Below are 13645 nucleotides of genomic sequence, written 5' to 3'. Positions count from 1 at the left end.
CGATTGCTCACTGAGGCCCGCCCTGGACGATGTCAACTCAGCAAGGCAACACTGTGAAAGCCGTAGTAGCTGGATTACGGGGTGATCCTTGAAAAGCCAATCGTTATTCAGCAAAGACCTACAGCAAGCTGCCGCGGGTGACAGCCGTACCCTAAGACAACGAGTATTCTTGGATCGTCAGGCGTTCGACTGCGGGACGGTGAGGGTGTGCAGGATTTGTTTAAACGAAATTTTGCTGAAAGCTGAGGACGTCGCGGCTCAGCCTTGGCCAATCTAAACAACCCCAAGGCACACCCATGTGCTCAGGAGCAGAATGCACTGGTGCTGGAGTGATGGGCCGCTTTCTACGGGTGGTCAGCGGCAGCTTTGGAGCGGTTTCGGCCGGTCATTGACCAGTAAGATAGATCGAGCGTAGCGATACCTAGCGATCAGCGTCCTGCTTGCCCCAGTTGAGAATAGCCAGGGTCAGCAAGCCGGCGACTATCCCCCAGAAGGCCGAACCCACCGAGAACAAGGTCATGCCCGAGGCCGTCACCAGAAAGGTGATCAGCGCCGCTTCACGCTCTTTTGGTTCACTCATGGCTTGGGTCAGGCCGCCGATGATTGAGGCAAACAGAGCTAGCGCCGCGATGGACAGGATCAGCGCTTTCGGCAGTGCGCTAAACAGTGCGGCCAAGGTAGCGCCAAAAATCCCGGCTATGCCGTAGAACACTCCGCACCAGATGGCGGCGGTGTAGCGTTTCTGCGGGTCTTCGTGGGCTTCTGGGCCGGCGCAAATGGCAGCGCTAATGGCGGCCATATGGATGCCGTGGCTGCCGAACGGGGCCAGCAAGATTGACGTCAGTCCGGTCGTGGTTAGCAGTGGGCTGGCCGGTACGTCATAGCCATTGGCACGCAGCACGGCCATGCCGGGCAGGTTTTGCGAGGCCATGGCGACGATAAACAGCGGAATGCCGATGCTGATGGCTGCTGCGAGGGAAAAGCTTGGCGTGGTCCATTCCGGCACCGCCAGTTGTAACTCGAACTGCTCGAAATTGAGCAGGCCGAATAGCCCAGCCAGCACGCTGCCGACAATCAGCGCGGCGAGTACCGCATAACGCGGCAGCAGGCGTTTGCCCAGTAGGTAAGCTAACAGCATGGCCACTACTAGCACCGGTTGCTGTTCGGCGGCCACGCAGATTTCCAGGCCAATTTTGAACAGCACGCCGGCCAGCAGGGCGGCCGCCAAGGAGCCGGGAATGCGCCGCATCATGCGGTCGAAGGTACCGGTTAAGCCGATCAGCACGATCAATCCGGAGGCGAGGATGTAGGCACCTATGGCTTCGCCATACGGCACGCCGGGCAGGCTGGTGATCAGCAAAGCGGCACCGGGCGTCGACCAGGCGATCATGATCGGCGCGCGGTAGCGCAGTGACAGGCCGATGCAGCAGATGGCCATGCCAATCGACAGCGACCAGATCCACGAGGATATCTGGCCATCCGTCAGTCCGGCGGCTTGGCCTGCCTGGAACATCAGCACCAGTGAGCTGGTGTAGCCGGTGAGCATGGCAATAAAACCGGCAACGACCGCTGAGGTCGAGGTGTCGGCCAAAGGGCGTAAGCGGGCTGGTGATAAATCGTGCATCAGAACAGCCCCGTGTCCGCGATGATGGGGTATAGCGATGCCACCAACAGCAGCGCCATACCGATATTAAAGATGCGTAACCGTCGTGCATCCTGCAGCCAGTTACGCAGCAGGCTGCCGAGCACGGTCCAGACGCTCATGGTCGGGCAATTGACTACTGCAAAGAGTGCTGAGATTAGCAGCACATTGACCACGAAATTTTCCTGCGGGGTGTAGGTGGTGATCGCCCCGATCGCCATGATCCAAGCTTTGGGGTTGACCCACTGGAAGGCCGCGGCCTGGAGAAAGCTGAAAGGTTTGCCGCTGGCTGAGGCTTGGCTGTTCGGCGCGCCGGCATTGGCAATTTTCCAGGCTAGATAAAGCAGGTAAGCCGCGCCGACATAACGCAGCACGCTGTACAGCACAGGCACTTGCTCGAATAACTGACCAAGCCCCAGCCCGACCGATAGCACCAGCAGCATCAGGCCCAGGCTAATGCCCAGCATGTGCGGCAAGGTGCGGCGCAGGCCAAAATTGGCGCCAGAGGCAAGCAGCATGGTGTTGTTGGGCCCAGGTGTCACCGAAGTGACAAAGGCAAACGCGACAAAAGCAATCAACAGTTCGAGGGTCATGGCGCAGCACTCATAAACAGTGCTTAACAGCCTAGGGACAGATAGGCAGGGCGTCGCGGTACAGCGATGCAGGCAATGATCGGTACAGTTTAGATTAGGTTATTAGCAGTAGCAGTACAGTTAAACGGTAGCGAAGTGCAGATCATTGGTCAGCCATCGCACGCGCTGCTGTTAGCGGCTGTTGCCTAGCGTTTGGTTGACTTGCAACCAGCCACTGACGGCCGCTTCACCCGCCTCATTGAAAGCGCGCTGCAGCAGCTTGGTCTGTTCGCGGCGCAGCGCTTTTTCCAGCTTGGTGCCTTCGGCGGTAAAGCCGAGCAAACGTTTGCGCTTGTCATCTTCGGCGGTAAGGCTCTGCACCAAGCCCATTTCCAGCAACTGACGCAGTGGGGTATTCAGTGCCTGCTTGCTCACGCTCAGATAAGCCAGCAGTTCTTTCATGCTCAAGCCAGGGTACTTGGCGATAAAAAATAGGATGCGGTGATGCACCCGTGACAAACCGCGGCGCGCCAGCATCTCATCGGCTTTGGCGGTAAAGGCCTGGTAGCCGAAGAAGAAAGCTTCCATGGCTACTTGTTGAGTGGCTGTGCTTTTGAAATCAATCATTAAGGTCAAGCCTATTGACGTATATGTGGTGGCCGGCGTAGTTTCTGGCAACCAGAGTTTCAGTCAAACAGTTTGACCTATTTTTATTTGCCTTTGCTACCGGTGTATCCATGGCCTTCTCCGAACGTGTTGCCCGCCTGAAAAGCTCTTTGATTCGTGAAATCCTAGCTGCGGCGCAGCGTCCGGAGGTGATGTCGTTTGCCGGCGGCTTGCCTGCCGAGCCGATGCTGCCGAAGGTCGAGTGGGATGCGATGCCGGCGAGTATGGGCCAGTACGGCACCAGTGAAGGCGAGCCGGCATTGCGTGAGGCCATTGCCGCCGAAGCGCGCGCCTTGGGCGTGCCCTGCGATGCCAGCCAGGTGCTGATTGTCAGCGGTTCGCAGCAAACCCTCGACTTGGCCAGCAAGCTGTTTATTGATCCGGGTACCGAAGTGCTGCTTGAAGCACCGACGTATCTGGCCGCGCTGCAAGCCTTCCAGCTATTCGGTGCTGATTGCATCGCCGTACCGCAGGAGTCCGATGGCCCGCAGCTCGATGCGTTGCGCCAGCGTTTGGAAAATCATAAACCAGCGTTTGCCTATCTGATCCCAACCTTCCAGAACCCCTCGGCCGTGCGCTACAGCGAAGCCAAGCGCGATGCCGTTGCGGCACTGCTAGACGAGTTCGGCGTGACCCTGATTGAAGATGAGCCATATCGCGAGCTGGTATTCGATGGCGGCAGCGCCACGCCGATTGTCAGCCGCTTAAAGAAAGCCAGCTGGATCTACACCGGTACCGTGTCGAAAACCCTGCTGCCGGGGCTGCGCATCGGCTACCTGATTGCCACACCGGATCTGTATCCCTACTTGTTACGCCTCAAGCAGTCCGCGGATTTGCACACCAATCGCATCGGCCAGTGGCAGGCGTTGCAGTGGTTGGGCAGCGAGAAATATCGCGGCCACCTGGCCGAACTGCGTGATTTCTACCGCATCCGCCGTGATGCCATGCAGGCCGTGCTGGCAGAACACTTCAGCGATCTGGCTGAGTGGCAAATTCCTCAAGGCGGCTTGTTCTTCTGGCTAACCCTGAAGAAACCGCTGGATACCCGCACCCTGCTGGCCCCTGCACTGGCGCAGAACGTGGCGTTTATGCCGGGTGAACCCTTCTTTATTGACCCGGACGCTCACCCGGGTCACCTGCGACTTAACTTCAGTCACGTGGCGCCGGAGCGTTTAAGCGAAGGCCTCAAGCGGCTGGCCGAGGTGATCCGTCAGGCCCAAGCGAGCTAGTTGAGCGGCTTCAGTCAGAGGAGGGTGAGATGTACAAGGTGTATGGCGATTACCGTTCTGGCAACTGCTACAAGGTCAAGCTGATGCTGCACCTGCTGGATCAGCCCTATGAGTGGATAGCGATCGATATCCTCAAGGGCGAAACCCACAGCGAAGCGTTTTTGGAGAAGAACCCTAACGGTAAGATCCCGGTGCTGGAGCTAGAAGACGGCACCTGCCTGTGGGAATCCAACGCCATTCTGAATTTTCTCGCCGATGGCAGCGGGTTTTTGCCGACCGAGCCGCGCTTGCGCACGCAGGTGCTGCAGTGGCAGTTCTTCGAGCAATACAGCCATGAGCCTAATGTCGCGGTGGCACGCTTTATCCAGCTGTATCAGGGCCTGCCGCCAGCACGCCGCGCGGAGTACGAAGCGTGTCATGCGCTCGGTTACAAGGCGCTCAAGGTCATGGAGAAGCAGCTGCTGCGCACCACCTATTTGGTCGGTGAGGATTTCTCGATTGCCGATATTGCACTGTATGCCTACACCCACGTGGCGGATGAAGGCGGCTTTGACCTCGCGCAATTCCCGGCGATTCGTACGTGGCTGGCGCGGGTTACCAGCCACCCGCGCTATGTAGGCATGCTCGACTAACTATCTATCCGCATTGGCTGGTGAGCACGCGTTGTGTCTGTACGCCAGCCAATCGCCAGCTCAGCGTAAAAAGCACATATCATTCAACGATCTATCTACATGACTGGGTCGCGGATGCCATCTGTTGTTCAGCGCTACACGCGGCGGCTTGCCGCCGCCTTGGCGCGCTACTTCCCCCACACCACCGCGTACCTGCGTGCCGAGCGCGAAGCGCACGCGTTGCCGAAGCAACCTGGCGCACGCACCAAGAAGTCGCCCGCTACGGCTAAGCCCAAAACCGCTAACGCCAAGCAAGCGGCAAAACCACGCCGCGCCAGCACCTCGGCCAGGGCTCAGGGTATTTACGGACCGGCCATGCTCGCTGTCGATGCGAAGCAGAGCCAAAACATGCGCGAGCAAGTGGCCCGTACCGTAACGGCTGGCGTACTCAGCGCACCCTCGGATGAGCAGTGGGCGATGATCCTGAGCGATCATCCGCTGACACGCATCTTCGCCGGGGCCGGCTCGGGTAAGTCGACCACCTTGGTGTTGCGGGTGGTCTTTATGCTTTGTCACTTGGGTATCAAGCCTGAACAGTTGACAGTGATTTCCTTCACCAATGCCTCCTGCGCCGAGCTGCGTGAACAGTTGCTCAAGGTGCTGGGGTTATTCAACTACCCCTTCGATGCCGTCCAGGCGAGCCAGACGGTGCGTACCTTCCATTCGGCCATGGGCGGCATGGCCAAGAGCCTGCTCGATAATCCGCGTTGGTTCGAGCAGCTAGATGATCGCCAGGCCGCCAAGCGAGAGCTGGATAACCCGCTGATGGCGGGCCGACTTCGCCCGGCGCAGCAGCGCTTACTCAAGCAGGCGTATCAGCAGTGCTATGCCGAGCAGCCAGTGTTCCGTGAGCAGGTCCACAGCCTCTTGCAGCTGCCGATGCCAATACCGTCGGATGAGGCCAAGCGCCAGCCCAAGGCGCCTCTGGATGCCTTCAAGCTGCAGGGTGAGTTCAGTGCCATGCCGCTATATGAGGCTTTTTATGCTCAGGCTGGTTTTATCGAGAGCATTGGCATTGACCTGGCCACTTTGCAGCCACAGGCGCTGAGCGGCCCGGAGCAGGTGCGCAGCTTTAGCACGGCGCTGGTGCTGTTCTGGCCGTACTTCGAACGCGCCTTGCAGGAGCAAGGGTTGATGACCTTCAATGCGGCGTTTCAACAACTCACGGCGCGTTTGAATACGGGCGCGCAAGGCGTTGCTGCGCAGGTGCTAGCGCCCTTCAGTCACCTGTTGATCGACGAGTTTCAAGATATCTCGCCACAAATCGTGCAGTGGCTGCAGGCGGTGCAGCGCGCTCAAGCCGAGCGGGGCAGTAGCGTCAGCCTAATGGCGATTGGTGATGACTGGCAGTCGATCTATGGCTGGCGCGGCAGCTCGCCGGAGCTGTTTATCGACTTCGATCAGCATTTCCCCGGTAAAGGCCGAGCCAAGCACAGTGCCGTGCTGACCCTGGCCAACAATTACCGCTCAATCGAACCGATCATCCGTGACGCTGAAGCGCTGCTTGATGGTGTGCGACATAAACAGGCGAAAATCAGCCAGGCGATCAAGGCCATTCAACCGGGCGACCATGGGGTACGTTTGATACAGCGCTTCGACAGCAAGGCCCGTTTGCCTGAGTTGCTCAAACAGATTCAGGAGCAATGCGCGCACGCGGCTCAGCGCAATAGCCCTGAGCGCAACGCCGTGCTGCTGCTCAGCCGGCGTAACGAACCGTTGCAGGCCATTACGGCGCAGCTGGACAAAAAACTGCCGTTCAAGGCCTACACCATTCACCGCGCCAAAGGCCTGCAAGCGGAGGTGGCGATCATCCTCGATGACTGCATAGCACCCGCGCCGCATCCGTTGCGTAATGCGCTCTATGCCTACTCGGGGTTCTTCAACAACAGCTACGACCAAGCCATGCAGGATGAAAGCCTGCGTCTGGCTTATGTGGCAGTTACCCGTGGCGTTAGCCGGGTGTTTTGGTACTGCCAGAAAACCCAGGGGGCGACGCAGGTACTAGCGGGGCGGGGACGGTTTTAGAGCGGTTGAATCCACAGCCTAAATCTGCCGGTTACGATAGTCGGCAATCACCCCAAAGGACTTATTCGCTAGGGGCGGTAACCGGCAGGGGGCCAAGGGCAGGGCGCAAAAATAAATCTACGCTCTTATCTGTTATGCCGTCGTCGAGACTAAACCTTGTAATAGGCCAGTAACGTGCGCAGCTTGTCGGCGAGGAGCGTTAGGTTCTGACTGGCGTCCCGTGTCTGTGCTACCAGCTCTCCATTCTTCAAGGCTTCGTCGCTGATGCGCAGCACATTGCGGTTGATGTCTTCGGCTACGTGACTCTGTTCCTCTGCCGCACTCGCGATTTCAGTGTTTACCTGGTTGATGCGTGTAACGGCCTCCATTACATCGCTAAAGGCCCTGCCAGCATCTTGAGCCGCCTCGGCGTTACTGACTGCGAGCGTACGGTTTTCGGCCATCATCGCGGAGGAGCGACCAACGCCCTGCTGCACACGCTCAATCATGCCGCGAATCTGTTCGGTTGAGGCTTGTGTGCGCTGCGCCAGTGAACGGACCTCATCAGCCACTACCGCAAATCCGCGTCCCTGTTCGCCCGCCCGCGCTGCTTCGATTGCGGCATTAAGTGCCAGAAGATTGGTCTGCCCGGCAATGTTCACGATCACCTCTAAAACCGAGCCGATATCATCGCTGGCGGATGCGAGCTCTTCGATGATGACCATGGACGAGGAGATTTCCTTCGCCTGCCCCTGAATGCTGCTGATGGTTTTACTGAGCGAGTCTCTGCCCTCAAGCGCCTGCGCGCTCGCCTGATTGGCTGCATCCTCACCGGACACTGCACTTTGCGCGACACTTTGCGCGGTTAGGCTCATCTCATGCATAGCCGTCGCGACCATTTCGGTCTCGCGATTCTGAACGTTAATTGACTCGTTGGATTGTTCCGCGACCGTTGCCAGTTCATTGGCCTGAAGGAGCAGGGTGTTAGCGGACGCCAGAGCTTCGCGAATAGTATGTTGTATGCGGCCAAGAAGCCGGTCGAATGCCCGGGCCATAATCCCGAATTCATCTTTATTGGTGCTGTTGAAGCGAACTGTCAAATCGCCGTTGCCATCGGCGATTTCTTCAATGGCTTTGATATTGGCCTTCAGAGGCTGGCTGATTAAAAGGTTCATCAGCAGACTGATACACAGGGCTAATACAACGCCAGCCAAGGTGATCATGATGGCTACTGAGATGGAACTGGAGAGCACCAGTTGACGCACCTCATTGGTGGAATAGCCAGCGATGATGTCATAACCCGAAGGCGCAAATGTACGTGTCTCGATATGCCACTTTTCGCCGTTATCCTTCATGGCGGCATTAATTTCATCTTCAGTCAGATTATTAGAGTGCATCCTGAGATTGCCGTTAGGATCGCGCAGAGCAACAAAGCCGTTGTCCAATATTCGTGAGTTGGATATGGCTTCGGATAGAGCGCTGAGGTCTGCGGAGTAACCGACATACCAGATACCTATCGTGCTTCCTTGCGCATCCTTGATGGGCTCGTAGCCGGTTAAATAGGGCTGCCCTAAGATGTCAACTTGGCCATAGAAGGCGTTGTCTGCCAGGATGGCCTTAACTGCGGCGCCATTTGGGTCTAATGGCGTGCCAATTGCGCGCTTTCCATCGCGCAATACGTTAGTTGAAACACGTACGAAATCGTTGCCCTGCCGTGAGAAGAGCGTTGCCGTGCCGCCCATGATTTTCGTAACGCCATCTACCAACTCAAAGTCATTGGCCTGTGGCAGACCACCTAGCAAAAGCTGGGGTACAGACGCTGTACCCACAGTGACATTACTACCCAGTTCCGGACTGCCAATTGAGGTGCCGCGCTGAATTAACAGCTGCATACTGTTTTTAACACGCTCACTCATGATCGAGTCGGTCAAGCCGAGCAGCCTGGTAGCTTCACTTTGCCGGCTGGTCACTTCTGCTAACGCCTGATCATTGATGCGTTTGCTTTGTGTGACGGAACTGATAACGACCGCCGCAGCAATAAATACCAACAGTAGGCACGCAAGAGTAAGGATGAACTTTTTTTGCAGTGTCATAATTAATCCGCATGCTAAGAAGGGTTTTTAAGTCGCGAGCATAGTGTCATTTGCAAACGAGCGATTAGAACGGCTGTATTTTAATGTTGTTTCCCCCTTCAATGTAAGCGCTTGTCCAGCCGCAGTGTAACGATACCTGCCGGATCCTATTTCCGGGTATTACTTCATCATAAGACTGGCTGTAGATTTTTGACGTGTAGGTGAATATCAGCAGGCGTTGACCTTGGCGACATTGGCCCACACCACGTGATGAGGTGATTGTGAGCGCCATCATGATCTGAGTTGCCCGAGTTTCCCTAGATATACCTGACCTGCTGACTTTAGCCGCGTACTGCAAATATTCAACGACGGCTATGCGTCGGAAACGCCAGACCAGACAGGCCAAAAGCTTATGTGTAGGCCACGGAAAATAAATCTGATCCTTTTGGCCGGCTAACCCCGCCAAGACTGAATACAATGTGCGCCCGATTATCCCGGGCCATGAAGATGGCTGCACTGAACAAGGAACGCGCCTCCATGGCCTCCCCAGATAAACAGCAAAAACGCGCTCAGCGGGCCAAAGCCAAGGCCAAGCAAAACCGCGCGGGCAATGCAAAAGTCAATGTTGTCCATCCGCTGCTGGCCAACCCGCTGATTAACGAGCCGTTCGATGATGTTGAAATCGACCTGAGCACCTTTGACTTCAAAGACATTGAAGAGAACGGCTTTGATCCGGCGCACTTCGACGACCTCTTCCAGGCGATGAAAGTCGGCGAAAGCATCAACCTACTTGCGATGTGCGTGGTGTTCCTGCAATACCCGGTACTGGAGCTGGTGGTCGCTGAGGAAGCGGAAGACGCGGCCACCGACTTCATGATGGGCCTGCTGATCACCTATCGCGGGATCTTCCATGATGAAGACGAAAACACGGCAGTTGATTGGGTTGGCGGCGACGCCTTCCAGAACGCCTACAACGAAGCGTCGATGATCCTGCAGAAGAAGAACGCTCGCGGCGCCCCAGGTGCACGCGCCTAAACGAGAAGAAGAGCAAAAGGGACTGATTTATTTGAGTTATCGGCGGCAGACCACGATTTAGAAAATACGGATCTGCCACCGACTTATATTGGCCTAGTTAGCCCGGCTAACACGCCATCGATCTCCCCGCTCCAAGCTACGCAGTTGCGCTAAAAACCCTTGCCCAGTATCTGCCCATTAACGGTTTCACCGTATAGGCTCACCCCGTCATTGGCGTGGTACTTATCGCGGGTCTTTTCCACCGAGCCTTCGACCAAGCGCGGGTCCTGAGGTCGTTCGTGACTGTTCATGAATGCCGCCACATGCCAGGCATCCTCATCCGACAAGGTGCCGCCTTTTCCAAACGGCATGTTCGCCTTGATAAACCCCGCAGCGGTGTTGATCCGGTGCATGCCAGCGCCCCAATTAAACGAATCAGCCCCCCATAGAGCTGGGAACACATATTCCTCGCCTGACGTCTGTCCTTCGCCACTTTTCCCATGGCACACCGCGCACTGTGCGGCGTAAATCTTTTCCCCTTGTGCAAGGTCAAACCCGCCTTTGGGTTTCGCTACTTCTGGGTAGGCGCGGCCTGGCAGCTCTTGCCCTATTGGTGCACCGGTTGCGAGCCAATAGGAGTAGGCGGTAAGCGCCGCGATTACGGGGCCGGTCGCGTCCGGTGCTTTGCCGTTCATGCTGAATTGGAAGCAGCCTTGCAGCCGCTCGGCATAGCTATTGACCTTGTCGTTCTTTTTACGGTAAGCCGGATACATGGCGTACGCGGCCCATAGCGGCGCAGAGTTAGCTTGTCTTCCCTGTTCAAGGTGACAGTTGCCGCATGCGAGACCATTGCCTACATATTCCGGTGCGTATGTTTTGGTGTCTACGAAGATGGCGCGACCTTCCTGTACCAGCTTTCCAAATGCGTTGTCTGGGAGCTCACTTAGCTTAGGCGGCTGGAAGTACTGACGGCTGGCTGGGTTAACTGCATCGGTGAGGATTTGCGTCTGATCCTCCATGGCGATGTTGTCTGCATGAGCAGGTAGGGCAAGTGCGAACAGTAACAAGGCGCTTGTGCGAGCGTTCATCTTCCTGCTCCTGTTTCGGTCAAGTTGGCGAAGTACTCCGAAACGGCCTTGATCTCATCGTGAGTGAGGCTGCGGGCGATGTGCCCCATCAGGTCGTTCGGGTCATTCTTGCGAGTCCCTTGCTGCCAGGCGATTAGCTGCGAAGACAGGTACTGGGCGGACTGTCCCACGAGTGGCGGAAAGGCTTTGCCGACACCGACACCGCTGGGTCCGTGGCAGGCCACGCACTCAGGAATATTGCGCTCCCAAGCGCCACGCAATGCAATGACAGCACCTACCTCCTCGGCCACAGCGGCGCGGCTGATGCGCTCGACTTTCGGTCCTGGTTTGCTGGCGAGCATTGTCGTGACCGCGTCGACTTCCTCGGGGCTTAAGGCTGCAGCAATAGGTTGCATGATGGGATTGGCGCGCTGACCGGAAGCGAAGTCCATCAGCTGTTTTTTCATGTAGTCAGCGGACAAACCGGCAAGCCGTGGAAACCCAGCTGCGGCCAGCCCTTCTCCCTCGGCGCCATGGCAGGTGGCGCACGCCATCGCGGCAGGATTGGTGCCGCCTTTGGCATAGATCGCGTTCGGGTCGGCGGCCTGGATAGATACGGATAACGCTAAGAAAAGCCCTGCGAAGGTCCAGCGAGCGACGTTCATATAGCCTCCACATCATTTTAGGTAACGGCGCTGAGCCGCTGGGGGAGTGATTTAGCGCTTCGCGGAAAGCGCCCCATAAGCTGATTCAGTGGAGCGGGACGTGGAAAGCCTTGTTATTGCAGTCGCCAATTCACCCATCGGCGTTACATTCGCTCAAGCTGTTCATTTACCTTAGACGAAATGCTTACGAGTGTTCGTTGGGCGCACAGAGGGTTTAAATCGGGTGCGCAGTTATTTTCGTTCTGATGGTGTTTGTTTGGGGGGATGAGCAGTCGCTAGTAACGCCGGCACATTTAAATGGCTGCGCTCAGGTCCTGGTTAACGCTCTTGCCTGTTTAATGCTTAGAGGTAAGTAGCAACGGCTTTAGTCAGTGCTACCCACTAGTAGGCGAAGGCTATGCAGTCACTAATGACAAAGACATCCAGCCACTTCGCGATGGAGTGGTTGATTTGGAAACTGGCGTTATAGAAGCGTTGACAGCGTCGGAATTGAGGGTTCAAGTGCTGTTCCGGGACAGGTATGTAGGTGTGGTGCGCTCACAACACCCACTGAGCCAAGAGGCAATCACAACGGCGAGTTATGCCGCGGGCAAGCATATCTTCGTCTCGCGTGCGGGGCTTGATGAAGGCCCCATTGATGAAGCGCTGAGGTCGCTTGGATTGAAGCGAAAGATCGTCATCATTGTTAGCGGTTTCTTGACCGCCCTGGGTTTAGTACGGGGCTCCGACCTTATCGCTAGCGTACCTGAGCGCCATACCGCAAATTTGCGGCAAGGGATGTTCAGCTTCCCACTTCCAGTTAGCACTGCGCAGTTCACCGTCTCCTTCCTTTGGCATCCACGACTAGGTGCTGATCCAAGCCATCGGTGGCTGCGGAAACGGGTGATAGGTATCTGCGCAAAGCCTACCTGAGTGATATTAATCGCCCTGAACCTGCTAGGCATTTGATGACTGCTTTGGCCGGTTGGTGTTTGTCGCAGTATCCACTCCAGCCACTGCGATTTCCCTTTACGCAGCGCCTCAAGTATCCCGAAACAGGTCGTGGGCGTTGAGCAGGCTATAGGCGATCTCTGGGCGTTTTTCCAGCGCGCGGCGGATGGCGGTGGGGATGGCCTGGCGGGTTTTTCGGCATAGGCCGGGAAGGGTGTCGATCTGGACCGCCATGCCGCGCATGCTGCGCACTTCATTGAAGCCCGGAGCGACGGCGACGCGTAAGCCCAGTTGCTCATAGATACGTTGCTGCATTTTCTCCAGGTCGGCCAAGCTCTCGAGGTTTTCCAGCCGCTCAAGCAGGCGCTTTTCCTCGGCGCGGGTAAGCCGCAGGATGCGCGCGTCGCTGTCGGCGTTTTCCAGCAAGGCCTCACGCCCGCAGTCGCAGGCTCCGGGAGGGCAGGGTTGGCGTAATGCTGGTGTGGGTGTCATGGGGTTCGATCATAGCCATCTCTTATGGCTTTTGCCCATAGGGCACACGTTGTGCGGCTGGGGGTAGGCAAAGGGTTTAGATCGATATGTGGGAGTGATCAATGGGGCCGTTAAACGGCCCCGGTTGCCTGATCAAGCGGTGGCGAAGCGCTCGTTGAGGTAGGCAATGATGGCCTTGGATTCGTACAGCCAGGTGCTCTGGCCATTTTCTTCGATGCGCAGGCAAGGCACCTTGATCTTGCCGCCTTGCTGCTCCAGATCATTGCGTGCCTGGGCGTCGTTTTTCGCATCACGCAGCGCTACCGGCACGTTCAGTTTGTGCAGGGTGCGGCGCGTTTTCACACAGAACGGACAGGCGTGGAATTGGTACAGCGCCAGGTTGCTGGCGCTTTGCGCGACGGAGGCCTGGGCTTCAGGTGTGCGCTTGAGCTTGGCCGGACGGCTGATCCAGTCGAGGAAGATGATCAGCTGGCCGAGGCCGATGCGCAGTGCCTTGATAATCATGCTGAGATAAACCTTGGGTCGATAAACACGGGCGGGCAGCTTACCCGAGTTTGTCGACGCTGGCCTGCACCTGAGCTGAACGGCATAATTCTCGACCTGGGTGCGCGCCAAACCAGA

The 13645-nt window shown here is 57.0% G+C and carries 13 protein-coding genes and 1 pseudogene; 5 read left to right on the top strand and 9 right to left on the bottom strand.

The window, feature by feature from the left end:
• Positions 1–421 precede the first annotated feature (421 nt).
• The 3 genes from BMZ32_RS12955 to BMZ32_RS12945 all read right to left on the bottom strand — a co-directional run bounded on the left by BMZ32_RS12955 (position 422) and on the right by BMZ32_RS12945 (position 2841).
• A complete protein-coding gene (locus BMZ32_RS12955) occupies positions 422–1624 on the bottom strand; it encodes a benzoate/H(+) symporter BenE family transporter (RefSeq protein WP_090242617.1) in 1203 nt (400 codons plus the stop codon).
• The gene (locus BMZ32_RS12950; protein ID WP_090242615.1) at positions 1624–2235 is read right to left on the bottom strand and encodes a LysE family translocator; all 612 of its coding nucleotides are present in this window, start codon (positions 2233–2235) and stop codon (positions 1624–1626) included. The genes BMZ32_RS12955 and BMZ32_RS12950 overlap by 1 nt, the downstream gene beginning before the upstream one ends.
• A gap of 171 nt (positions 2236–2406) precedes the next feature.
• On the bottom strand, positions 2407–2841 hold the full coding sequence (locus BMZ32_RS12945) for a MarR family winged helix-turn-helix transcriptional regulator (protein WP_090242613.1): 435 nt from the start codon (positions 2839–2841) through the stop codon (positions 2407–2409).
• Between the two features lie 110 nt (positions 2842–2951).
• Here BMZ32_RS12945 and BMZ32_RS12940 point away from each other — a divergent pair, with 110 nt between their 5' ends.
• From BMZ32_RS12940 to BMZ32_RS12930, 3 genes are all read left to right on the top strand, one after another.
• Complete coding sequence (locus BMZ32_RS12940) at positions 2952–4109, top strand: aminotransferase-like domain-containing protein (protein ID WP_090242611.1); 1158 nt, start codon at positions 2952–2954, stop codon at positions 4107–4109.
• Between the two features lie 29 nt (positions 4110–4138).
• Positions 4139–4741 (top strand): glutathione S-transferase family protein, encoded by a 603-nt coding sequence (locus tag BMZ32_RS12935; protein ID WP_090242607.1) that lies wholly within the window; start codon positions 4139–4141, stop codon positions 4739–4741.
• A 114-nt stretch (positions 4742–4855) separates the two neighbouring features.
• A complete protein-coding gene (locus BMZ32_RS12930; RefSeq protein ID WP_090242605.1) occupies positions 4856–6805 on the top strand; it encodes a DEAD/DEAH box helicase in 1950 nt (649 codons plus the stop codon).
• 149 nt (positions 6806–6954) lie between these two features.
• Here BMZ32_RS12930 and BMZ32_RS19855 read toward each other — a convergent pair whose 3' ends face one another.
• The gene (locus BMZ32_RS19855; RefSeq protein ID WP_425272881.1) at positions 6955–7668 is read right to left on the bottom strand and encodes a methyl-accepting chemotaxis protein; all 714 of its coding nucleotides are present in this window, start codon (positions 7666–7668) and stop codon (positions 6955–6957) included.
• A 144-nt stretch (positions 7669–7812) separates the two neighbouring features.
• Positions 7813–8877, bottom strand: a pseudogene (locus BMZ32_RS19850) (Cache 3/Cache 2 fusion domain-containing protein); the annotation flags it as partial.
• A 516-nt stretch (positions 8878–9393) separates the two neighbouring features.
• On the opposite strand from BMZ32_RS19850, the gene BMZ32_RS12920 reads away from it, so the two are divergent.
• Positions 9394–9891: a hypothetical protein gene (locus tag BMZ32_RS12920; RefSeq protein ID WP_090243062.1), complete on the top strand. Its 498-nt coding sequence runs from the start codon at positions 9394–9396 to the stop codon at positions 9889–9891.
• Between the two features lie 149 nt (positions 9892–10040).
• On the opposite strand, the gene BMZ32_RS12915 is transcribed toward BMZ32_RS12920, so the two are convergent.
• Positions 10041–10958: a c-type cytochrome gene (locus BMZ32_RS12915; RefSeq protein ID WP_090242599.1), complete on the bottom strand. Its 918-nt coding sequence runs from the start codon at positions 10956–10958 to the stop codon at positions 10041–10043.
• The gene (locus BMZ32_RS12910) at positions 10955–11602 is read right to left on the bottom strand and encodes a c-type cytochrome (RefSeq protein WP_090242597.1); all 648 of its coding nucleotides are present in this window, start codon (positions 11600–11602) and stop codon (positions 10955–10957) included. Before BMZ32_RS12910 ends, BMZ32_RS12915 begins: the two co-directional genes overlap by 4 nt.
• Before the next feature lie 420 nt (positions 11603–12022).
• Between BMZ32_RS12910 and BMZ32_RS12905 the strand changes: the two genes are divergently transcribed.
• Entirely contained in the window at positions 12023–12514 is a 492-nt protein-coding gene (locus tag BMZ32_RS12905) for a LysR substrate-binding domain-containing protein (RefSeq protein WP_090242595.1), read from the top strand.
• A gap of 108 nt (positions 12515–12622) precedes the next feature.
• Here the strand turns inward: BMZ32_RS12905 and BMZ32_RS12900 are convergent, their stop codons facing one another.
• Together BMZ32_RS12900 and BMZ32_RS12895 are read right to left on the bottom strand one after the other, a co-directional pair.
• A complete protein-coding gene (locus BMZ32_RS12900; RefSeq protein WP_090242594.1) occupies positions 12623–13024 on the bottom strand; it encodes a hypothetical protein in 402 nt (133 codons plus the stop codon).
• A gap of 132 nt (positions 13025–13156) precedes the next feature.
• Positions 13157–13528: a glutaredoxin family protein gene (locus BMZ32_RS12895; RefSeq protein WP_090242592.1), complete on the bottom strand. Its 372-nt coding sequence runs from the start codon at positions 13526–13528 to the stop codon at positions 13157–13159.
• Between the last annotated feature and the right edge of the window lie 117 nt (positions 13529–13645).

This window comes from Pseudomonas guineae (assembly GCF_900113745.1).
GTDB classification, from domain to species: Bacteria; Pseudomonadota; Gammaproteobacteria; order Pseudomonadales; family Pseudomonadaceae; genus Aquipseudomonas; species Aquipseudomonas guineae.
The sequence above is the reverse complement of the archived record's forward strand: the minus strand, read 5'-3'. Positions and strand labels throughout refer to the sequence as shown.